General features: G+C 36.3%; 19 protein-coding genes. 12 read left to right on the forward strand and 7 right to left on the reverse strand.

The features are described 5' to 3' along the window. Position 1 precedes the first annotated feature (1 nt). Positions 2 to 1,675 carry a T9SS type A sorting domain-containing protein gene (locus FEDK69T_RS11995; RefSeq protein WP_023574436.1) on the reverse strand — a complete coding sequence of 558 codons (1,674 nt, stop codon included), beginning with the start codon at positions 1,673 to 1,675 and terminating at the stop codon, positions 2 to 4. Between the two features lie 423 nt (positions 1,676 to 2,098). Here FEDK69T_RS11995 and FEDK69T_RS12000 point away from each other — a divergent pair, with 423 nt between their 5' ends. The 8 genes from FEDK69T_RS12000 (at position 2,099) to FEDK69T_RS12040 (ending at position 8,949) form a co-directional block, all read left to right on the forward strand. Further along, positions 2,099 to 2,644 (forward strand): dihydrofolate reductase family protein, encoded by a 546-nt coding sequence (locus tag FEDK69T_RS12000; RefSeq protein ID WP_035629530.1) that lies wholly within the window; start codon positions 2,099 to 2,101, stop codon positions 2,642 to 2,644. A gap of 428 nt (positions 2,645 to 3,072) precedes the next feature. After that, positions 3,073 to 3,882 carry a mechanosensitive ion channel family protein gene (locus tag FEDK69T_RS12005; protein ID WP_023574439.1) on the forward strand — a complete coding sequence of 270 codons (810 nt, stop codon included), beginning with the start codon at positions 3,073 to 3,075 and terminating at the stop codon, positions 3,880 to 3,882. A gap of 209 nt (positions 3,883 to 4,091) precedes the next feature. Then, on the forward strand, positions 4,092 to 4,607 hold the full coding sequence (locus FEDK69T_RS12010; RefSeq protein ID WP_035629527.1) for a hypothetical protein: 516 nt from the start codon (positions 4,092 to 4,094) through the stop codon (positions 4,605 to 4,607). Between the two features lie 191 nt (positions 4,608 to 4,798). Next, entirely contained in the window at positions 4,799 to 5,161 is a 363-nt protein-coding gene (locus FEDK69T_RS12015; RefSeq protein WP_035629526.1) for a VOC family protein, read from the forward strand. A 103-nt stretch (positions 5,162 to 5,264) separates the two neighbouring features. Further along, positions 5,265 to 5,702: a VOC family protein gene (locus tag FEDK69T_RS12020; RefSeq protein ID WP_035629721.1), complete on the forward strand. Its 438-nt coding sequence runs from the start codon at positions 5,265 to 5,267 to the stop codon at positions 5,700 to 5,702. A gap of 718 nt (positions 5,703 to 6,420) precedes the next feature. After that, a complete protein-coding gene (locus tag FEDK69T_RS12030; RefSeq protein ID WP_023574445.1) occupies positions 6,421 to 7,956 on the forward strand; it encodes a serine hydrolase domain-containing protein in 1,536 nt (511 codons plus the stop codon). Between the two features lie 129 nt (positions 7,957 to 8,085). Continuing rightward, positions 8,086 to 8,487: a hypothetical protein gene (locus tag FEDK69T_RS12035; protein WP_131494721.1), complete on the forward strand. Its 402-nt coding sequence runs from the start codon at positions 8,086 to 8,088 to the stop codon at positions 8,485 to 8,487. Between the two features lie 114 nt (positions 8,488 to 8,601). Then, the gene (locus FEDK69T_RS12040; RefSeq protein WP_162147250.1) at positions 8,602 to 8,949 is read left to right on the forward strand and encodes a DUF1801 domain-containing protein; all 348 of its coding nucleotides are present in this window, start codon (positions 8,602 to 8,604) and stop codon (positions 8,947 to 8,949) included. 195 nt (positions 8,950 to 9,144) lie between these two features. Here the strand turns inward: FEDK69T_RS12040 and FEDK69T_RS12045 are convergent, their stop codons facing one another. Both FEDK69T_RS12045 and FEDK69T_RS12050 read right to left on the reverse strand, forming a co-directional pair. Beyond that, positions 9,145 to 9,975: a T9SS type A sorting domain-containing protein gene (locus FEDK69T_RS12045; RefSeq protein WP_023574448.1), complete on the reverse strand. Its 831-nt coding sequence runs from the start codon at positions 9,973 to 9,975 to the stop codon at positions 9,145 to 9,147. A gap of 2 nt (positions 9,976 to 9,977) precedes the next feature. Beyond that, complete coding sequence (locus FEDK69T_RS12050; RefSeq protein ID WP_035629519.1) at positions 9,978 to 10,556, reverse strand: hypothetical protein; 579 nt, start codon at positions 10,554 to 10,556, stop codon at positions 9,978 to 9,980. Positions 10,557 to 10,800: 244 nt separating this feature from the next. Here FEDK69T_RS12050 and FEDK69T_RS12055 point away from each other — a divergent pair, with 244 nt between their 5' ends. The 3 genes from FEDK69T_RS12055 (at position 10,801) to FEDK69T_RS12065 (ending at position 15,992) form a co-directional block, all read left to right on the forward strand. Next, entirely contained in the window at positions 10,801 to 11,466 is a 666-nt protein-coding gene (locus FEDK69T_RS12055; RefSeq protein WP_211234595.1) for a CDP-alcohol phosphatidyltransferase family protein, read from the forward strand. A gap of 578 nt (positions 11,467 to 12,044) precedes the next feature. Beyond that, the gene (locus tag FEDK69T_RS12060) at positions 12,045 to 14,165 is read left to right on the forward strand and encodes a DNA/RNA non-specific endonuclease (protein WP_023574452.1); all 2,121 of its coding nucleotides are present in this window, start codon (positions 12,045 to 12,047) and stop codon (positions 14,163 to 14,165) included. Between the two features lie 159 nt (positions 14,166 to 14,324). Next, positions 14,325 to 15,992, forward strand: coding sequence for an alpha/beta hydrolase (locus FEDK69T_RS12065; RefSeq protein ID WP_023574453.1), 1,668 nt, complete (start codon positions 14,325 to 14,327; stop codon positions 15,990 to 15,992). A 59-nt stretch (positions 15,993 to 16,051) separates the two neighbouring features. Here FEDK69T_RS12065 and FEDK69T_RS15865 read toward each other — a convergent pair whose 3' ends face one another. The 4 genes from FEDK69T_RS15865 to FEDK69T_RS12080 form a co-directional block, all read right to left on the reverse strand. Then, positions 16,052 to 16,225 carry a hypothetical protein gene (locus FEDK69T_RS15865; protein WP_023574454.1) on the reverse strand — a complete coding sequence of 58 codons (174 nt, stop codon included), beginning with the start codon at positions 16,223 to 16,225 and terminating at the stop codon, positions 16,052 to 16,054. A gap of 85 nt (positions 16,226 to 16,310) precedes the next feature. Continuing rightward, the gene (locus FEDK69T_RS12070; RefSeq protein ID WP_023574455.1) at positions 16,311 to 17,783 is read right to left on the reverse strand and encodes a lipopolysaccharide biosynthesis protein; all 1,473 of its coding nucleotides are present in this window, start codon (positions 17,781 to 17,783) and stop codon (positions 16,311 to 16,313) included. A gap of 144 nt (positions 17,784 to 17,927) precedes the next feature. Continuing rightward, positions 17,928 to 18,692 carry an FkbM family methyltransferase gene (locus FEDK69T_RS12075; RefSeq protein ID WP_023574456.1) on the reverse strand — a complete coding sequence of 255 codons (765 nt, stop codon included), beginning with the start codon at positions 18,690 to 18,692 and terminating at the stop codon, positions 17,928 to 17,930. Positions 18,693 to 18,695: 3 nt separating this feature from the next. After that, complete coding sequence (locus FEDK69T_RS12080) at positions 18,696 to 19,808, reverse strand: glycosyltransferase family protein (RefSeq protein WP_023574457.1); 1,113 nt, start codon at positions 19,806 to 19,808, stop codon at positions 18,696 to 18,698. 119 nt (positions 19,809 to 19,927) lie between these two features. Here FEDK69T_RS12080 and FEDK69T_RS12085 point away from each other — a divergent pair, with 119 nt between their 5' ends. After that, positions 19,928 to 20,776: a glycosyltransferase gene (locus FEDK69T_RS12085; protein WP_035629515.1), complete on the forward strand. Its 849-nt coding sequence runs from the start codon at positions 19,928 to 19,930 to the stop codon at positions 20,774 to 20,776. The last annotated feature ends 80 nt before the right edge of the window (positions 20,777 to 20,856 follow it).

Here is a 20,856-nt window from a genome sequence, read left to right on the forward strand (position 1 = left end):
TTTATTTCTTTATGGCTTTAGTGACTTTCACACTACCATCTTTCATGGTCATATTGAGAAAGTAAACACCAGCTGTTAAATCTCCTAAATAAATATCATGTTGCGGCTGCGCAATAGTTTTTACCGTCTTCCCGGCAAGATCTGAAAGAACGATAGTTTCTACTTCAGCTGCTTTATCTAAATGAATCATATCAGTAAATGGAGTTGGATAAACTCTTATCTCCTGCTGTTTTGTTACTTCAGCTGTAGATAAAGGCACTTGTACAAGCGTAACGGTTATTTTCCAGGTATTATTATCTACTTTGTTGTAAGAAGCATTACAACCTGAGCCGCCATATGTTCTCCAGGCTCTAAGTTCAAAATTAACATTACCTGTAAGACCATTAGCTATATTTAATCCTGTTCTGTTATAAGAATAGGTTCCAGCAGAACCTCCGCTTCCAGAGGTTACTGCTGCTTCAGATGTATTGTTAGTAGTACATACCAAAAGACTTCTCTGCTCACTCATCCAACCGTCACTCGCTGTAGTCATAGTATAAGAAACATCGGTTGATCCAATTTGATAGCCTGCAGGAACATTTATTGCTAGTGTACTTGGACATGAATTTGCGCTTGTTGTTGTAGGTGAAGATGCATATTCAGTAGTAATATCTCCCCCTGTATAAGTAGTGATCATTTGCCCGGTTGTAAACATTTTCATTTGCCAAAAACCTGGTTCCCCTCCACAATTAGATCTAACCCAAAGGTAATACGTTGCTCCCAGGTTAAGTCCTGTAAGGGCAAGAGTGGTTACCCCAGCAGCAATATTACCCATTGGCACAGTTGCAGCCGTTGGTGGTGTTGGAGAACTATTGTAGTAATATTGATAACCGGATGATGGTGCACTGGATGGTGCAGTCCAGTTAAAAATTCCTCCATCATTAGTAGATGTATAAGTTATATTAGTAGGCCCTGGACAACTGGTATAGGCATCCGCTGAAAAAGCAAAGATATTAGGAATTCCTCCAGATCCTGATTTTGTAACAGTTATACTTTGTATCTGTTTTGATTGATTGGCACTATCTATGGCTAACGGAATTTGATAAAGCCTAGGATTGGTCCCATTTCCGGATTCTAAACCATCGTTAGTAAGATTAACTCTTCCGATGCCTCGTATTGCAAAATTAGTTCCACCATACCAGTCTGCAATACTGATATTAGTGAATGTTTGGTTTGTAGCATCCGCAAAATTAACAGTTACATTTACTGTACAGACACCACTTCCTCCTGTAGCCAACATATATAAATTGACTGCCGCTAAAGGATTGGCAAAGATTAAAGTTCCGGAGTCATCAGTATTTTGAAGTCGCAAAGCATTGTTTCCGCTATACGAAGCGAGTTGATAGTTTAACCCGGATGGAGAACTTACAGCACTGTTAATAAGTCCGTTTGTAGGAAGCCCATACGTTAATGGGGTACTGGCGGAAGTTACTTGAAAGTCTCTGGAAACAAAGGCATAACTCACTCCATCAACATCACTATTCGTTGACGTTGAAGCGGATCCAATACCATTGGCAACCACATCTGCATTAAAACCACTTTGAATTGGAATTGTTTGAAGGTTTTGTCCCAACGTTTTTTGTGAAACCAATGCGGACAATGCGACAAAAGAAGTAAATAGTAAAGTTTTTTTCATAAAATGTTACAATTTAAATTAATAGTTGTGGCTAATTTACTATTTTGAACTTTTCACAAATTTTTTTTTCTTCCCACTTTTATCATTTCACAAAATACTTGATTTTTGTTACAAATACAAAATTAGGTTTATTGATAAGCAGATATACTATTTTTTAGATTGCTGTAGTACTGAATATACCAAGACAACAAGGCTATAGCTTTAGTGATTTAGATTTTTACAGTTATTATCCATTAAATAATAAGTGATTTTTTTTATGGATACAAAAAAGAAAGCTTATTACAGGTCTTCTTCTCTCAACTTTTTCTCTCAAAATTTCGATAAATTTGTAACAACAGCAGCAAAAATCTTTACCTTCAAAAAACTAACGGATCGTTAACAGAAGCCTACAAAAAACTAAGGATAACTTAAAGCAGAAACAATATGAGAAAACTTATAATGTGGAACATAATGACCCTTGACGGGTATTTTGAAGGAAACCAAAATTGGGATTTATCTTTTCATAATGTTATTTGGGGAGAAGAACTTGAGAAATTAAGCATTGAACAATTGAATGCTGCAGACTACCTCGTATTTGGTCGTGTGACTTATGAGGGCATGGCGGAATATTGGACGAAGGCAGAAGGAGAAATTGCTGACCTGATGAATAAAATACCAAAACTTGTATTCTCTAAAACATTGAAATCTGCTGAATGGAACAACACTACACTTATCAGTGAAAATGCCAATGCCGAAATCAAAAAACTTAAAGAACAAGGCGGTAGAGATATGTATGTTTTCGGTAGTGCAAACCTTTCGGAAACTTTTATGAATGACAATCTTTTTGATGAATATCGCATAGGAATTGCACCGGCCATTTTAGGTAGCGGACGACCACTTTTCAGACCAGGAATTGCTACTAAGAATTTATCACTCATTTCAACACAACAACTTTTGACAGGCGGAGTGGTCTTGACATATTCAAAATAATATGGACTGACAAGAACAATGAATGAGAAACAAGAAAGCCGACCGAACGAATTTCCACTCGAACGTAGCGAAAGCTGAAGGAATCCGTACTCACAAACAGACTAAATAAAAACTACAATCGTAAAAAGTTGTAGTTTTTTATTTTAAAGATGCTCAATAACGTTAGTTAAATCCAATTAACTTTTTAAAAACCATCCCTTTAGCGATTGCGTAGGTCTTTTTTTATCATTATATTTGATAGTGAGTTAGTTACATAAAAAACTGACAAAAGTCCCCATCTATATCTAAAGCCCTTTTTTAAAAATTTATAAGCCCACAGAAGGAATGCGCGAGTTCAAAGGGCATATTTTTTTGCATACGTATGTTTAATAATTGGTTGCAACTCTCGATTAAAAATATATTAAATAAACCGCAATAAATAACACAATATGGATAATCTGGATAATTACTCGTCAAAATTCATGGATTGGATTGCAACCTTCGGTCCAAAACTTATCGGTGCAATACTGGTATTTATTATAGGGCTTTACCTGATCAACATGGTGACACGCCTGATTTCAAAAGGCCTAATGAAACGTGAAATCGATGTGTCTCTTCAATCTTTTCTTGGAAGTGTAGTGAGTGTTGGGTTGAAAATACTGCTGCTTATTTCCGTTGCAGGTATGTTAGGCATCCAAACAACTTCTTTTGTTGCTGTAATTGGTGCATTAGGCCTGGCTGTAGGTCTGGCTTTGCAGGGATCACTGGCAAATTTTGCGGGCGGCGTTTTAATATTGGTTTTTAAGCCTTTTAAAGTCGGAGATGTAATTGAATCCGGCGGACAAACTGGACGTGTTCAGGAAATCCAGATTTTCAACACTATCTTACTTACGCCTGAAAACAAAACGGTAATACTTGCTAACGGCGGCGTATCAAATAATACAATAGTTAATTATACCCGACACGGGAATCTGCGTGTGGATATTACAATGGCGGTAGCTCCGGACAGCGATATTGAAAAAGCGCGCAGTATTGCTATGCAGGCAATTGTAGCAAACAGGTTTGTTTTAAAGGAGCCTGCTCCATCAGTAAATGTAATTAAAGTGGGCGATGGAATGATTACGTTTGCAATTCGTCCTTATGCAGCCTCTGATGACTACTGGGATGCATTTTTTACAGTGCAGGAAGATGTGAGAAATGCTTGGAATAAAAACGATGTTTCAGGACCAATTCCAACTAGGGTTATTATCAATAAATAACCGCTTCCAAAGTGAGTCACTGTAGTATTATTGAAGAGCAATAGAGCCATCCGCTAACAAGGCATTACCAAAAGCGTGGCTTACAATACTATTGAACTGACGGATGTAATTTAACTTTTTGAGCGGATATTTTTTGTATTACATATATTTCATAGTTAGCAGAAATTTTACATAAAATGGAGAATTCATTAACTTAATTCTATATCAAAATGAAAAAATATGTAATTCCAGGACTAATTGCCGTTTATTTAACCTTGAGTATATTTTTTTGGGGTTGGTTATTACTAGATATAGCATTCGACAATTTTACAATATTCAGATATTTAGATTTGACTTTGCCAATAGAAAATGAAAAACTAATTTTACTTAAAATGGCATTTTACTCTATGATTGGAGGAGCATTTGGGGGTATTTCGTTTGGAATGATGAATCTCCAAAGACACACTACAGCAGATGGTTTCAAACTTGTATTCCTTGGTGATTATTTATTTAGACCTTTTGGAGCCGCAATCCTAGCAGTTGTTATTTTTGCCCTAATTCGAGGTGGAATTTTAACTATTCTCGGAGCTGATACAAATATTCAACCATCAACTGCATCAACACTTTCATCTTTTGGAATTGGCTTTTTGGCAGGATTTAGTAGTGCAGAAGTAATCAAAACCTTTAGTAGACTGTCAAAAAACATTTTTGGAGAAAAAGATGAAAAAAATCAAAAAAAGGAATAAATAAATTAAAATAAAAACCACAGCTAGCAGCAGTTTTGCACAAGTAGGAATTGAAGCATAATGAGACGGTCTTTGCATATTTAACTTAGCGTCAAAACAAACTAAAGAACAAAAAACACCTCCAGATCAAAGCCGGCGTGATGTTGACGGTAATTGTTAAGCACAAATTGTATAATTATAAATCTTAGTTAATGAATTTTGAAAAATTAGTCCCCAATATATTTTATGTTGACATAACAGATGGCTTGATAATGTTTGTTGACTGCTTAGGGTTTACTATCGGGCATGATGAAATAAAATCTGACCAACCATTTTGTGTATTGGAGAAAGATGGATTACGCATAAATCTTTTTGAAAATGAAGCACTAGCCAAAGAACATAGTCCTGAATTTAGATTGGTAACCAAAAATATTAAAGAAGTCTATAGAAAAGTTTCTAAATCATACCCTGAATTTCTCCATCCAAACCTCAAAGAAATTACCCTTCGTTCATGGGGCGCAAAGGAATTTGCCTTAAAAGATAAACAATTGGGAATAATCATTCAACACTGGTAAATTAAGCATCTGCCGCTAACAGCGGTTTTGTAAAGTGACATTCACCAAATTACAATGTAAAACGAACAGTATTAAATTTTACAACTTAAAAAAATATAACAAAATGGCAATTATCAATCCTCACATTAACTTCAACGGAAACGCCGAAGAAGCATTTAATTTTTACAAATCAGTTTTTGGTGGCGAATTCGCCTCGATAGTCCGTTTCAAAGATTTGCCAAGCGACCCAGACAATAAGTGGTCTGAAAGTGAAGCAAATAAAATAATGCACATTGCCCTGCCTATTGGCAAAAGTAATATGCTAATGGCAAATGATGTTCCGCAATTTATGGGGCGGGTAAACGAAAACGAAAACAGAAGCAAAATTTCAATCAGTGCAGAAAGTAAAGAGGAAGCAGACAAATTATTTAGTGGACTTTCGGCAGGCGGACAAGTAGAAATACCAATTGAAGACAGCCCTTGGGGTTCCTATTTTGGCATGTTTAGAGACAAATACGGCATTGAATGGATGGTAAATTTTGACGCAAGACGTAACGGATAACGAATGAAAAAGGTTCAAATAACTTGTTGACAAAAATAAACGTGCTGTCAAAAACTGAATGGAATAAGTAATAAATTCAAATGAAAATAAAAGTGGAAACATTTAGATTTATTACCATCACATCCATTATTACAACTATTTCGGTTACAGCACTCTGTCTTATTGGTATTGCAATATATTTCTCTTTTCATCATAAAAACGCGGAACGATTAATGAAAATATTTAGAGTTGCTACCTCTGTTTCCATGATTCTAATCATTACAATAGCGGCACTCAGTCTTATTGGCATTACAATTACCGGCCTTTATCCGGGGATTATTACGTTATTGTTAGTAACACTGATTCCAATTGCATCTAAATTTTACGAGAAAAAAATCAGTATCAAATCCAATGCTTTTCAGATAAGATATTATATAATGCTCACAATTATTAATTTGTTATCAATCCTACTCGTGTTATTTATGACGTTTGTAATCGTTCATGACCGTGTTTTTCAAGACTGTTGTTGATTATCATAAAGCGGCACAATGACAATTGTAAATCACAAACAACTTCCCGGCTATGCAAATTCGGGAGACTTTGTAAGCAGATTTTCAGGTGAAATTGTAAGCCTTTTTTGTATATTTGATTTAGAAGCAAAACAAACTGAAGCCCTTTCCTTCTTATAACCGGCGGAACGTTAAGCATCGTTTATTTAAACCCTTAATCTAAAAAAAAAATGAACCATACATTTTTAAAGATTGTAATGACAGCATTACTTCTTCATAGCAGTATTGGTAACAGAATCTATTCGCAAACCAAGGATAACACGGTTAAAAATATTGAAGCCACCTACCCCGTTATTGACAAAATGTTTAGCGACTATGCCAAACAAAATCATTTTCCGGGATTGGTATACGGACTCGTAGTAAACGGAAAGTTAATCCATACCGGGAATTTCGGTTATTTAAACACTACACAAAAAAATACAGCCGATAGTAAATCAGAATTCAGGATTGCTTCAATGACAAAGAGTTTTACAGCTATGGCAATTGTAAAACTCAGGGATGAAGGCAAACTTAAACTCGATGATCCGGTATATTTATATATTCCCGAAATGGCAGCGCAAAAGTATCTGACTGCGGATGCCTCCCCCATAACCATTCGCCATTTACTCACTCACGCTGCGGGGTTTCCGGAAGACAATCCTTGGGGAGACCGTCAAATGGCTAAAACAGATGAAGAATTTATTGCTATGATTAAGAAAGGAATTTCTTTTTCTAATAACCCGGGTTTGACATATGAATACAGCAATATGGGTTATGCCATGCTGGGCTATATCATTAAAAAGGTTTCAGGGTTGCCCTATCAAACCTATATCACTAAAAATATTCTGGAACCTCTGGGCATGCTGCACACTTATTTTGAATACAGCAAAGTGCCTCCAAATAAACTCGCGCATGGATACCGTTGGCTCAATGATCAATGGATAGAACAACCTATGTTACACGATGGCACTTACGGAGCTATGGGCGGTATGATTACTTCCATCGAAGATTTCGGCAAATATACTGCATTGCATCTTTCTGCCTGGCCACCGCGAAATGATACAGACAATGGCCCCATAAAAAGAAGCTCTATCCGTGAAATGCAGTTTCCTTCGAACCTCGGTTCTTTTGATCCTCAAAACACTTATCCTTATGATCGTATATGCCCTGCGGTAGCAGCCTATTGTTATGGCTTGGGTTGGAAAAAATACTGCAACGACAACGTATATATCGGACATAGTGGCGGATTGCCGGGTTTTGGAAGCAATTGGAAAATAATGCCTGACTACGGAATAGGGATTATCTCTTTCAGCAATCTTACTTATGCCAATATGAATCTGATAAACTTAAAAGTTTTAGACACAGTTATTTCCCTTGCAAAACTGAAACCACGTCAATTACCCGCATCGGCTATTTTAAATCAGAGAAAAAATGAATTAATCAGTTTATTGCCTGAATGGAAGGATCCGGAAACAAAGCCCATTTTTGCAGAGAACTTTTTTATGGATTATTTCCCTGATTCTTTAAGAAAAGAAGCGACTTCCTTATTTAATAAAGCCGGTAAAATAATTAAAACGGGAGAACTTATTCCTGAAAACAATCTGAGAGGATCATTCATTTTGGAAGGGGAAAATAGTGATATAGAAATAAGCTTTACGCTAACCCCTGAGAATCCGCCACTAATTCAGGAATATAATATTAAAGAAATAAAGAAAAGTAAAAAATAGATTAATCCCCGACAGCACTGACTTGTACTTGAGTACAGCGACTGCTGAAGGAATACGTACACGCCCACTAACACGAGTTTGGGATTATTTGAACAAAACAACAGTTACTAACATTTAATTTATATGCTCATGAATAAATTCCTCATAAAAAATCAACGATTAATTATTCTCATAAGCAGTTTACTAACCCTAGCTTATTCCATCTTTTCCATCTATGGACGTGTACGTGTTACCATCCTCTCTCCTGCAGAAGACAGGGTTTGGGAAATGGTAACTATTATAGCGGATTTACCTATGTTGATACCCGCTTTTCTGGGGTTGTTTTATTTTGCAAAAAGGAATAATACAAAACTATTAATTCCTATTGTTTACACCCTATTGCTATTTGCTATGCTTTTTACTTTCATTTTGCAGTTTACACAAGATAACGCTTTGGGATTTGCCTTGCCAATGTTTTTCATTGTTATGCCAATTTGTATTTATGCAACTATTGCATTAATTGGCCAAATTTTCAAGAGCAAGAGCGCATAAAGTTTTTAAATTAGCCATCATTTTGATAATTATTAAATGAAAAATGAAAACCAAATAGGAGAACAAAATGTACAAGCTTGGATTGATGGAGTAAAACCTGAGCATAGTTCAATCGTGTCACGTATTGACAAACTCATAAGAGAAGTAATCCCCGAAATTAGATGTACTACAAAATGGCATAAACCTTCCCAACCGCTTGGTGTGCCTTTTTACGGACTGCCAGATAAAGGTTGGATGATTGCTCTTTGGTCGTTCAAGGACAGTGTAGGGATTGGATTTATAGCTGGAACACTTCTGCACCCTGAACCTCCTGTGACAAAAATGGCGGGACCATGGAACAGAGCCATAGAATACAAGGCTCGCAGAATTGATATTCATAACGATAAAGATTTTGATGAGAAGCTGATACGTTCATGGCTGAAACAAGCCTTAGAATTACCAGGATGGAGCAAAATAGATTAATGATGGCATAGCTCAGCAAAGTCTCCTGACTTCGAGGAATCATTTATCAAACAATTAAGAAAACAAATTGCGGCTGAATTTCCGTGTGGAAAATCAGCCGCAATGTATGGTTATCTAAGTGTTAGACGGTTTTTAAATCAACCGTACTTTAAAACACTACTCCCACAAACCCTTTTATCAGAATGTTATTCGATGTTATTCGATGGCGATTTCTTTAAGACATTTCTTTCCGCCTAATTGAATTTCCAAAAAGTAAAGTCCTTTTTGGTAATTTGAGACATCAAATCTCACATTGTTTTCTGTTGGAATAAAATTCAAATGTTTTATCAGTTTACCGGTAGCATCATACACTTTTACATCTTCAATGATTTCGGTACCCTTAACAGTAATCTCATTTTGAGCCGGGTTTGGATAAACAAAAAGTTCCAAATCAGAAACCATATTTTCGTCAGTACTTAAATTAGTTGTTAAAATATTAGTGTGAGTCCAATCATGATTTCCATCACTAACCAACCAGTTATAGGTACTTATATGATGTCCTTCCCCAAACCAAGGATTCATATAAGAAATATTACTTCCATTAATCCCGTGACCTACTACAAAATGTCCTCCACCGGAAACCCAGCCCCATCGTACTACAAATGGCCTGCCTGCGCTAATTTGCGTTAAAATTTGAGACAAACTCAAAGGATTAGCATATCCATAATTCTGAATATTGCCGAAGTGAACTAAAATATCCTGAATACTGCCCGAATTTCCCCAGTTATAGTTCCAATAATTACAACCTGAGTTAGGATTTGTACAACAATTTACCGAACCGAAATTATGCCATGTAATAACCTGTCTAGCGTAGTCTGCTATTTCACATTGTGAAACATTAGTTCCGTAATAATTAAGAATAGATTTTGTAACTCCTGCCCAACACCATTGGTCTTGTTCCTGAATGACTTGCGGTACGGCTAAATATTGTGCTTTTAGATCATATAATGATAAAAACAGAACGAAAAAAAGTATTGTTTTTCTCATGATTATTTTGACATTAAATTAGTTAACCCTTGTCTGGAAATTGTATCTTCAATAGAAATTCTTTTATTGGATAAAAAGAAATTTTTGGCAGATTGTAAAGGGATGATACAATTTTGAAGGCCTGAAGCAGTAATTAATTCGTTTACGGATAAGAAATCTATTTTAAAAGCATAGCTTCTGAGTAATACATCGGGATTCTTACCATTAATTACGATAGTGCTAATTTCTTTAGCAAGAGATGAGCCTCCAAGATCGACAATCTCGAATTCACCGTTTGTGTTTTTTATGACCGTAAACAATAGCCTGTATTCATTATTGACAACAACCGGTATACGCCATTCATTTTGTATTGATAATTTTCCATCACTGTTAATTTTGGTAACTAACAGAGGGACGCCAATTTTAGACTCCGCAAACTCTTCTCTTGTATTAAAACCAAAATTCTTCTCCTGTCCGACAGGTATTAAATTCAATGCCTTTTCAATAGAATTTGAGTCAAAACTCAAATCTTTAGACACAATTTGAGCAATTATGCTGTTAGCATAAAAAGCAATAAATAAAAAAATAATTTGTTTCATCATTTAGTTGATTAATGGTTGTTTTTAGACCTAATTTTTTGAACGCCCTTAGACAGTTTTCTTAGCTCTGGCTAAACAGCATTGGTTGAGTCATCACGTCTGGCAACAAATATATTGATTTTTTTGAAGTAAAATTCTTATTTTTTCAAACCTTTTATACCCATATGCAGGTCTTCAAACTAATTTGACCTTTCACTTGCTTGTCCCGATAGCAATAAACTAAAACCCTTTTTGTATATTTGGTTTAGTGACAAAACAGCCTGAAGGAACAAAAATCACAACCAGCAGGAAGCTAGCAGAAATATTTATGAAGCACCAAATTCCAAAAGCGTTAATCTTTTCACGACTTATTATCGGTTTTGCAATAATTGCCTTTAGCTGTTTTCATATTGACAATTACGAAATAATTGCGATAACACTTTTGACAATTGGATTGTTGACAGACATCTTTGACGGCATTATTGCACGACAACTAAACATTTCAACACAGAAACTCAGACGGTTAGATTCAACAGTTGACCAAGTATTTTTCGTTTCCGTTGCAGTTGCAACCTATATTCAATGCCCTGACTTTTTCACAGATAATGCTTTAAAGTTAACAATACTTATAGGTGCCGAGGCATTAACATATATAGTCTGTTTTTTTAAATTCAGAAAAGAAATTGCTACGCATTCAATTGGCGCCAAAGTTTGGACCTTACTATTATTTGCAACACTTATTCAAATCATTATGCAATGTCAGTCAACCGTTTTATTTGACATTTGCTTTTGGGTTGGCTTGTTGACCAGACTTGAAATTATAGCTATCATTCTGACTTTAAAAAACTGGGCAACCGATGTACCCTCCTTTTATCATTCATTGCAACTCAGACAAGGCAAAGACATTAAAAGACATAAAATGTTCAATGGATAATACTCCTGCTAAAAGGATTTGATAATACTATAACAACCATCATATTGTTTTACCAAACTATAAAACGCTATAAAAATAGAAGCGTGAATACATCACACTGGAAATATAAAACTGTATCCATACTGTTGAACGGACTATCCTTTATAGGCATATATTGGCTCTTTAGCTATTTTATCGGTGACAAAGATTACAGCATTATTCACCTACTCTTTAAAGGTCTATTTGTTGGTGTTTTTATGGAAATCGTCTATCCTTATATATTGGAAAAAACACGAATCAAATTCTCGTCTTCAAAAATAAAAAAATAGTAACCCTGATATTTGAGAGTCTCGGTTTTCGGTTTGAAAACTTAACTTTCTGTACGGTCCCTGGCTTTAAGAATCTCAACCACCCGACTTCAATCCTTCTACAGACTCTTCAGTTTTTTACGCTACTTTTTTAAAAATCACCAAATTAGGTTATTGTGTAAGTTTTTTTTTATAGTTAACTTTGAGAGGTTTGAATGATTTTTTTTAAAATATTCAATTAACCTAAACCTTACATCTCATTATTAATTTTAGTAACAAAAAACTTCTATTATGACACAAGATTCAATCTCAAAATTTGAGCAGCTTATAAAAAGCACAGAAGAAAAAAGAGACAGAGTAAGACATTTGGTTGACATTGGCCAGTGGACAGAAGCTGAAACTGACCAAACGAGAAAAGATAGATTTGTCCTGAAAAATAAGCTCAAGAATAGAATTAGAGGAAAGGAATCTCAAATAGGTGATACATTAGACTGGATTGACACTTCGTTTTTAACAGAAGGAAGCATTATCCAACAGGCCGTTGGGTATGTAACAGTAAGAGTAGACGGGAAAGTTACAACTGGCTCTGGATTTATGATAAGCGATAAACTTTTTATGACAAATAATCACATCATATCAAGTGCCAATGATGCTGAAAATTCATTTGTCACTTTTAATAAAGAGAATGATGAAAACGGTTTTCCAAAGCAAACGAGCATTTTTAGATTTAACCCAACTGCTTTTTTTATAACAAGTCCTGAAAATGATTTAGACTTTTCAGTTATACAAATTGGAGAAAAACAATCAGGAAATTTATCAATTGAAGAGGTTGGGCACTTTATAATTTCCGATTCGTCAGACAAACACATTCTTGGCATGAATGTCAACATCATTCAACATCCGCTAGATTTACCTAAGAAAGTTGTTTTCAGGAACAATACCCTTGTAGAAAGGACAGACACATCGCTACTTTATGAAACCGATACAGAAAATGGTTCATCAGGTTCACCTGTATTAAATGATAACTGGGATTTAGTTGCTATACACCACTGGGGAGAACCCTACAAAGCCAAGTTAGACAATCCGAATAGCAATCTGCCAAACTATGTTAACGAAGGAATTAGAATAAGTTCGATTTACAAATTCCTGAACAATCAGTTAGATACTCTGCAGAACTCACAAAAAAACACTTTATTAGAAGCACTTTCATACGCAAAAACAAATCCTTTGACTTCTCACAAAGTACCATTACCAAAGAAAAGTACAGTAGAATCCACTTCAGAAATCCCAAAAAATGAAAACAGCCATCAACTAAATTTAACCAATATGGGCTCAAATACAAATGATATAAAAATTCAAATCCCATTGGAAATAACTATTGGTATTGGAAAAGCAAGTACTAGCAACGGTATCGGAAAAGATGAAATTAGCAGTACCCCTACAGCATTAGTAAAATCAGAAGCAAATAAAATAGATAAAAATTACTCAAACAGGAAAGGGTATAATATGAATTTTATAACCTCACATGAAATACCCTTGCCTAAAATTGGCAACAAAGAGGACATTGCTCCCCTATACTCCAACCAACCTAATTACAAAGAAGGAATTTTGAAATATGAACATTTTTCAATTGTAATAAACAAAGAAAAACGTTGTGCATTTTATTCTGCAACTAATATAGACGGTGAAACTTACAAATCGATAAATAGAAAAACAGGGGAAATAACAGACAGGACGAATATTAATGAAGACGAAGGTGAAACTTGGTACGAAGATGATAGAATAAATCCTGACTTTCATCTCAATCAACCATTTTTCTCAAATTGGTCTCATTTTTTTGACCGAGGACATTTAACCCGAAGAACAGACACATCTTGGGGAACAGATCAGGAGGCATTAAGAGCCGATGCAGATACTTTTCATTTTTCAAATTGCTCAATCCAGCACTTCAGATTCAATCAAACGGTAAAGTATTGGCAGGGTGTAGAAAGATATATTTTGGAAAAGGGAGTAATTAACGATGGCGTTAATAATAAAATTTCTGTGTTCCAAGGACCTATTTATAATGACGAAATAGACTTGTGGGCTGGTGATTTCCAAATTCCATCCAAATATTTCAAGATTGCGGTTTGGAGAAACAAGCAGAAAGAATTAAAATCAGTTGGACTGATAGTTGACCAAAGCAATCTATTGTCAGAAGAACGAAAAAATTTAGGAAAACCTAAACCTGCTAATACTATTGATGTAAACGAGTGGAGAGTTTCAATCAAAGAAATTGAAAGACTGACAGATTTAAAATTTGGGAAAGACATAATTTTGGCAGACACCATTTCTTCTGTTGAACAACCAAATGTAGGAGAAGAAGCATTCGCAAAAACCATTATTTCAGACTGGGACGACTTGCTCAAATAAAAAAGAGCCGTAGCCACCAAGGTATTGCCAAAAACAGGGCTGATACAACATTACTGGGTTGACGTAAGTAGTTTAATATTTGCAATCCTATCAAGTGGTAGTGCTGAAAATCCTGTCTTCAGCAATATCCGAAACGTTATGACTAATTTTTAAGGATTTATGAATGGTTTTAGAGTAAAAACAGCAACTCTAGCCAATAATTTGACATCAACTAATTTAACAGAAAAGGTCATGGAAAAAAAACAATGTAACAAACAGTTAGATAAAAATCACTTTGTCAACGTGAATCCCTATGGGACTTTGAAACCCTATAAACCGATACTTGTTGGTCCTGACATCAGCAAAATACAAACTTCATATACGGATGTTGATGCAATGTTTGAGACCATCAGAGCTGGAAACAAAAGGCATATTGCACTGTTTTTCCACGGTGGTTTGGTTGGAGAATGCTCAGGCATGGCTGCTGCAGAGCGGTTCTATCATTTTTACAATGGTGTAAATGATGTATATCCTGTATCCTTTATATGGGAAACAGGTTTTGTTTCGTCTCTAATTGAATATGTAAAAGATGCTGTTGGCGACAGTTACTTTCAATCGATCTTTGGCGATGCTGCTTCTCGTATACTTAGTAAGCTAGGAATAAAAGTTCCAGGGATAACAGAGGATGAAGGTAAACCACATATCTCTTTCATAAAAACAAATGATTTTTTTTACATCGAGTCACAGCAAAAGATATTAGAAATAGAAACTGCAGCAGCTGGTTATAAACACCTGTCACTGGAAGAAATCGAAAAAGAACTTTTGTCAGAAACTAATCCGTTTGAACAGAAAGCTTTCCACTTGTATGAAATGAACAAGAATGCTTTAGTCTCCAACGAAGGATTCTTAGGAATAAACAACGTGATTTGGGCAGGTATAAAAGTGGCTGCTCGATGTATTTACCGCTTTGCACGCAAACGAGATCACGGCATTAAAGGAACGGTATTGGAAGAAACTTACAGACAGATCAAAGTAGGTAATTTTGTCAGTGTAGAAAAAACAGCTATCGGAATTTGGGACCAAATGAAACAACAAGCAGCTTCAATGTGGAAGAGCAACGATCACAAAAAAGGTGATGACCAATTCGCAGGAAGATACTTTTGGGATAAACTGTCAGAATACACAAAAGAAGTGCAAAAACAAGGAGGGAATGTGGTAATTGAATTGGTAGCACATAGTGCTGGAGCGATTGCTATATGCGAGCTATTTGACATGCTCAAAAAAAACAATAACCTTTATGGGCACATTACGTTTAACAATGTATTGTTTATGGCCCCGGCTGTCAAGTGCGACCTATTTTACGAAACAGTGATGCCTATGAAGAATCGTTATAACAGATTCAGAATGTTTACAATGCATATGGACTTCGAACGTAAAGATATTTTGATTGATGAAAAATATCTTCACTGGGTATACCCTCTTTCTCTGTTATATCTCGTATCAGGCTTATGCGAAGATGGCGACAAATGGTTTGATGAAGATGTAAAAGGCGACACCTGCTTACTTGGGTTGGATCAACACATTTGTGGCAAAAGCCCCTATACTGAATATGAAATAATGGAAGAAATACATAACTTTCTTTTTGAAAATGGAGAATACAAAAACCGGATTGCACTGGTACCTTCAGCAAAGGAAGCCCCAATAGGATACCGAGGAAAAGCTGAGGATCATGGTTTTTTCGATAATGATGGGGATGACAGGGAAGAGAAAAATACAATAAGTGATTCAATAAGAGAGAGCATCACCCACTTATTCAAGGAAATTGAAATTGATACAAATGTATTATAAAAAGTGTCTTTCATAGGAGACTAATATGCAAACATCGGGTATAAAGTCGCTACTGAACTTTAGTAATCAATTGATTTTTTATTGGGCTTGAATTCCCCATCGGAAAACACAAGTCCAAAGAACACATAACCGTTAATAAAATCAAAGTCAGTTTCGTTAAGAAGATTTCCTTTAACCACAGGAGTTAGGATAATTTCGAAACTGACGTTGTTATTTTGTGTTATGTATGGCAAGGCTTAATGATTTCGATGCTAACTCCCTCAAATAAGAACGCCGCTTCGAGGACCTCAGCCCCGACCTAGCTCGCAAAATGAAAACCTATTTCTTCCCAAAAAGTGATTTCGGCATCACCTCTTTCAGCGGAATAATTTTGAACATTTGATTGCCCAATGCAAAAATCACAAAGGCAACAGCCGGTTTGTAGCAAAGCGTAATAAACTTATTTTCAAAATCAGGCAAGAATTTCCCAACGACAAGAACAACAATCAAAAGTCCCAAAACATAAAGATACTTGCTGCTAAACGGATGCACACCAAACTTTTTGTAATTGAATCCTATTTTAATCAGGTTATAAACCGTTAATGAAATGGATGTGGCTATAGCTACCCCGGTAATTCCCATTTTGAAGATCAGAAGGAAAATCAGGTTATTTATTATTGTCAGTAAAGCCAAAGCGATCGTGGTCGTATTGTTGAATTTATAATATTTGGAATTCGTAATGATGTAACCGTTGAATCCGGTGGCTAAATCAAACAAGAGCGCAAAGCCCAGGATATATACAACCGGAAGACCTTGTGCCAATTCGCTGCCGTTTTTCATCAATCCGAACAAATCTTCAATACCGGACGCGACCAACCCAAACAAAACCGCTCCCATGGTAAACAAATACAAGGAAGTTTTATGGTGCAGGGATTTTAAATCGGCCATGTTGTTTTCCTCGATGTACTTTGCAATGATAGGGGCCGAAATCGTATACACTCCCAGAGCAGGGACAGTAATCATGCGCACCAGATTGGCGGAAGTGTTGTATATGGCCAATTGAGAGAAATCGTCAATAAACTCACCTATCATAAAAGCGTCGATATTTAACGCTACAATTGAACCCAAGCTCCCAAAGAACGTGTAAAATGAGTACTGCATCAGTTCCTTCTGGAAATTGTTCTCTTTTAGGAAGGCGAATGATGTCTTCCCAGTGAATCGGTCCAGACGCTGTACGTAAAAGAACATCCCGACAAGTGCCAGCACGAAAAACAACACTACAATCCAAATCGCTGTAGCGGCTTCCACTTTCAAAAAGAAATATATGCCAAAAGCAAAAATCAAACCTAATTTCGGGAAAACGTTTTCGAAAATATTGGGAACAACAATTCGCTTTTTAATCGAAATAAAACGCGAAAACAGTTGAATCAATGCCAAACACAACATCACCGGAAAAATGTATTCTCCAAAGGCATAAAACTGGGTTTGTCTGATTTGTTCTATAAAATAAGACAGTCCCCAAAACAAAAGGGCGACAATCACAAAATTCCTGATAATAAACCAAATGGAATACTTCAAAAGATTGTGCTGGTTTTGCGACTGCTCCATTTTAGGGTAAAAGCGAACATTGGCGTGCATGATTCCAAATGTCACCAGTGGTAAAGCAAGCAAAGCGGTGGGTAAAATGTATTGTATTTTCCCGGCAAAATCCAAATCATGCGGATATAAGAAAACCGTCGACAGGATACCTATCAACGTACTGAAATAGCCTACGATGCTGTATTTTAAACTTTGACGCGCGACAACACTCATGTTACGAAAATTCCATTTTTAAATTACCCTAGAAGTCCTAAAGTCTTTAAAAGATCAGTTTTATTAGATACAATATTAAACTTATCCCTTTTCTCTTCTCCCTTATCACTTATCCCTTTTCCCTCTTCACTCTTGATTCTTCACTCAATTCGGAATAAAAATAAAATTATTAATATATCGGTTAAAATCGTTCAGGTATTCGTCTTTCTGGAAATCGGCCATTTGTTTGTAATCAAACGGAACGGTTTTCAGGGTTTTTCTATCGAAGTAAAACACTTCATAACCAAAACCTTTTATGTACTCAAAAATTTCGTGTATTGGATAATGGGCGTGGCGCAATTCAATTTCTATGATAAAAATCGGTTTGATGGTTTTCAGGATATTTTCGCAACCTTTTACCGAATCAAATTCATGACCTTCCACATCGATTTTCACTACATCGATTTTCGAAAGGTTTTTCTCCTTTGCAAATCCATCCAAAGTCACCATTTGAATTTCGACTTTCTCCACATCCTCTCCCATCGCTTCCAACGAGGCACGCGTATCCTGCAGCCCATTACCTTTTTTCGGAATGTTCAAGACAGCTGTTCCTGATTTTGACGAAACGGCAAACGGATAAATCTCTGCTTTCGTAAATAATGGTTTGATGTAATTCACCAGGCTTTTGTTGGGTTCAAAACCGATTACTCTCCCGTTCGCAACCACCTTTTCTGCCTGATACAGATAAATCCCTTTGTTGGTTCCGATATCGATAAACACCGAATCCGATTTCAGGATTTGCTGTATGTACAACAACTCGGGTTCGCATTTGTAATTCCCGGTTGTCAAAGAATCCAATGTTTTGTAATAACGCTTTTTGTATAACGACGGCCAGAACTGATAGGCCAGATTGATTAAGAGTTTCAGCATTTTCTATGAGTTTGCCAATTGCAACAATTGGTTTTCGAGATTATTTTTTACACTTTCAAAAGTATATTGCTCCAAATACGGTTGCAATTTTTCGTATTCCGATGAAAGTTGTGCAATAGTAAGGTTGTTTAAAATGGTTTCCAAATCCGACGCATTTTTATAGTACAGATTGTGCCAGTTCATTTTTGGATATGACGTTGGAAATAAACCTATTTTTCCGTTGTAAATGCAATCACCTTCGCTGCCACTGACTTTGGTTTTTCCATAAACCTCATCCACCCAATAAAACGACGTTTCGCTTTTAATCGGACACAGCAACAAATGGGCTTTAGCAACCGTTCTGCTGTATTCTTCCCACGGAATAAACTGATTATAATGGGTAATGGCAATAGCAGCATCGCATTGCTTCTGTAAGGATTCAAGCTGCCCTAACACGATATCGTTTTCAGGTTTTCCCAAAAAAGTAAAATGAAGTTTTGATTTCGGATGAAGTTTTGGCAATACCGAAAGTAACATCGTAAAATCTTTGCGTTTGTTGGAAACATTGCCGGGCATTACAATATTGATGGTGTCCGATGACGGAAGAGTGCTTGACTGACAGTAATTCATCTGAACGACTTGAGTTCGGTCTGCATACCTGCTTTTTCCAGCAACCTCATCCTGCAGACTTTTCGACAAAACTCCGAATCGGTATGCTTTCAAAATCAGTTTTCGGTTTGAACCGACATTTTCTTTAAGGTACAACTTCAGAAAATACGTCAACCGCTCTTTTTCACCAAAAATATTCCGTATTGAAATCCCTTTAAAAAAAAGACTGAAGTTGAGATTATGCAGCAAACACAGCGTAGGCTTTTGTTCAAAAACCGCTTTATATTGTTCGAAATTGCGATGAAAGGTATTTACAACTACTGCATCAAAATTGCGCACAGGAATTTCCAAAACCGATTTCACAACGGTGATTAATTCCTTAGGAATACTGCTGAGTTTGTGCAGCACTTTTTCGTGGACAAAAAACTCAAATTCAATTTGACTCATCTCCTTCAACAATAAGTACCACTGCTCCAGCAAGGCTGAATGGGTTTCCATTTCGATAAAGGCGAATCGTTTCTTTTCCACTGAACAATTTTCTAATCCCACAAAAATAAAGATATTTCCTCTTTAAATTTGATTATTCAAAGGAAACAAGTTACTCAACATAAAATTTATGTACGTTTGTATATTCCTTTGGTACAATTATGAGATATTACATTGTAATTCCTTCGCATAACGAAGAAAAATTCATGGCGCTGACACTTGAATCGTTGGTAAAGCAAACCGTATTACCTTCAAAAGTGGTGGTCGTAAATGATAATTCGACGGATCGGACTGCCGAAATAGTTCAGGCTTTCGCCGAAGAACATTCGTGGATTTCATTGGTAAACAAAACCTCGGAGGCGATTCATTTACCGGGAAGCAAGGTGATTCAGGCCTTTCAGAAGGGATTTGAAACCGTCGACCAAAACTACGACCTCATCGTTAAGGCCGACGCCGATTTGATTTTTCCCGAAAACTATTTTGAAACGATTATCAAACATTTTGAAAGCGATGAACAAATCGGAATGGCGGGCGGATTTGCCTACATCGAGAAAAACGGCGATTGGATTTTAGAAAGTCTGACAGACAAAGACCACATCCGAGGCGCTTTCAAAGCCTACCGAAAAAACTGTTTTGAAAAGATTGGTGGACTCAAACCGGCCATGGGTTGGGACACCGTGGACGAACTGCTGTGTAAATTCTACAACTGGAAAGTGATTACCGACGAATCCCTGAAAGTAAAACACCTGAAACCCACCGGAGCAAACTACAACCAAGCCTCCCGCTACAAACAGGGCGAAGCATTCTATACTTTAGGCTACGGCTTTTTCATAACGTCAATTGCTTCCCTAAAACTGGCGATGCGCAAAGGGAAACCGCTTTTGTTTTTGGATTACATCAAAGGGTTCTGGAAGGCAAAATCGGAGAACAAAACCATGTTGGTTACACCGGAACAGGCAAAATTTGTGCGTAGCTATCGCTGGAAAAAAATGAAAGAAAAGCTGTTTTAACAAAACACCTTGTTCCATCAAGTATTTATTCTTTACAGATTTAGAGAAATAAAAAAAGCCTCATTTGTATGAGGCTTTTT

This window comes from Flavobacterium enshiense DK69 (assembly GCF_000498495.1).
Taxonomy (GTDB): Bacteria; Bacteroidota; Bacteroidia; order Flavobacteriales; family Flavobacteriaceae; genus Flavobacterium; species Flavobacterium enshiense.

Coding starts and splice junctions, on each gene's coding strand:
- FEDK69T_RS12015 (WP_035629526.1), top strand. CDS start 4,799: ATGAATTTTGAAAAATTAGTCCCCAATATATTTTATGTTGACATAACA.
- FEDK69T_RS12070 (WP_023574455.1), bottom strand. CDS start 17,783: ATGAGTGTTGTCGCGCGTCAAAGTTTAAAATACAGCATCGTAGGCTAT.
- FEDK69T_RS12000 (WP_035629530.1), top strand. CDS start 2,099: ATGAGAAAACTTATAATGTGGAACATAATGACCCTTGACGGGTATTTT.
- FEDK69T_RS12085 (WP_035629515.1), top strand. CDS start 19,928: ATGAGATATTACATTGTAATTCCTTCGCATAACGAAGAAAAATTCATG.
- FEDK69T_RS12035 (WP_131494721.1), top strand. CDS start 8,086: ATGAATAAATTCCTCATAAAAAATCAACGATTAATTATTCTCATAAGC.
- FEDK69T_RS12010 (WP_035629527.1), top strand. CDS start 4,092: ATGAAAAAATATGTAATTCCAGGACTAATTGCCGTTTATTTAACCTTG.
- FEDK69T_RS12075 (WP_023574456.1), bottom strand. CDS start 18,692: ATGCTGAAACTCTTAATCAATCTGGCCTATCAGTTCTGGCCGTCGTTA.
- FEDK69T_RS11995 (WP_023574436.1), bottom strand. CDS start 1,675: ATGAAAAAAACTTTACTATTTACTTCTTTTGTCGCATTGTCCGCATTG.
- FEDK69T_RS12060 (WP_023574452.1), top strand. CDS start 12,045: ATGACACAAGATTCAATCTCAAAATTTGAGCAGCTTATAAAAAGCACA.
- FEDK69T_RS12065 (WP_023574453.1), top strand. CDS start 14,325: ATGAATGGTTTTAGAGTAAAAACAGCAACTCTAGCCAATAATTTGACA.
- FEDK69T_RS12005 (WP_023574439.1), top strand. CDS start 3,073: ATGGATAATCTGGATAATTACTCGTCAAAATTCATGGATTGGATTGCA.
- FEDK69T_RS12045 (WP_023574448.1), bottom strand. CDS start 9,975: ATGAGAAAAACAATACTTTTTTTCGTTCTGTTTTTATCATTATATGAT.
- FEDK69T_RS12030 (WP_023574445.1), top strand. CDS start 6,421: ATGAACCATACATTTTTAAAGATTGTAATGACAGCATTACTTCTTCAT.
- FEDK69T_RS12050 (WP_035629519.1), bottom strand. CDS start 10,556: ATGATGAAACAAATTATTTTTTTATTTATTGCTTTTTATGCTAACAGC.
- FEDK69T_RS12020 (WP_035629721.1), top strand. CDS start 5,265: ATGGCAATTATCAATCCTCACATTAACTTCAACGGAAACGCCGAAGAA.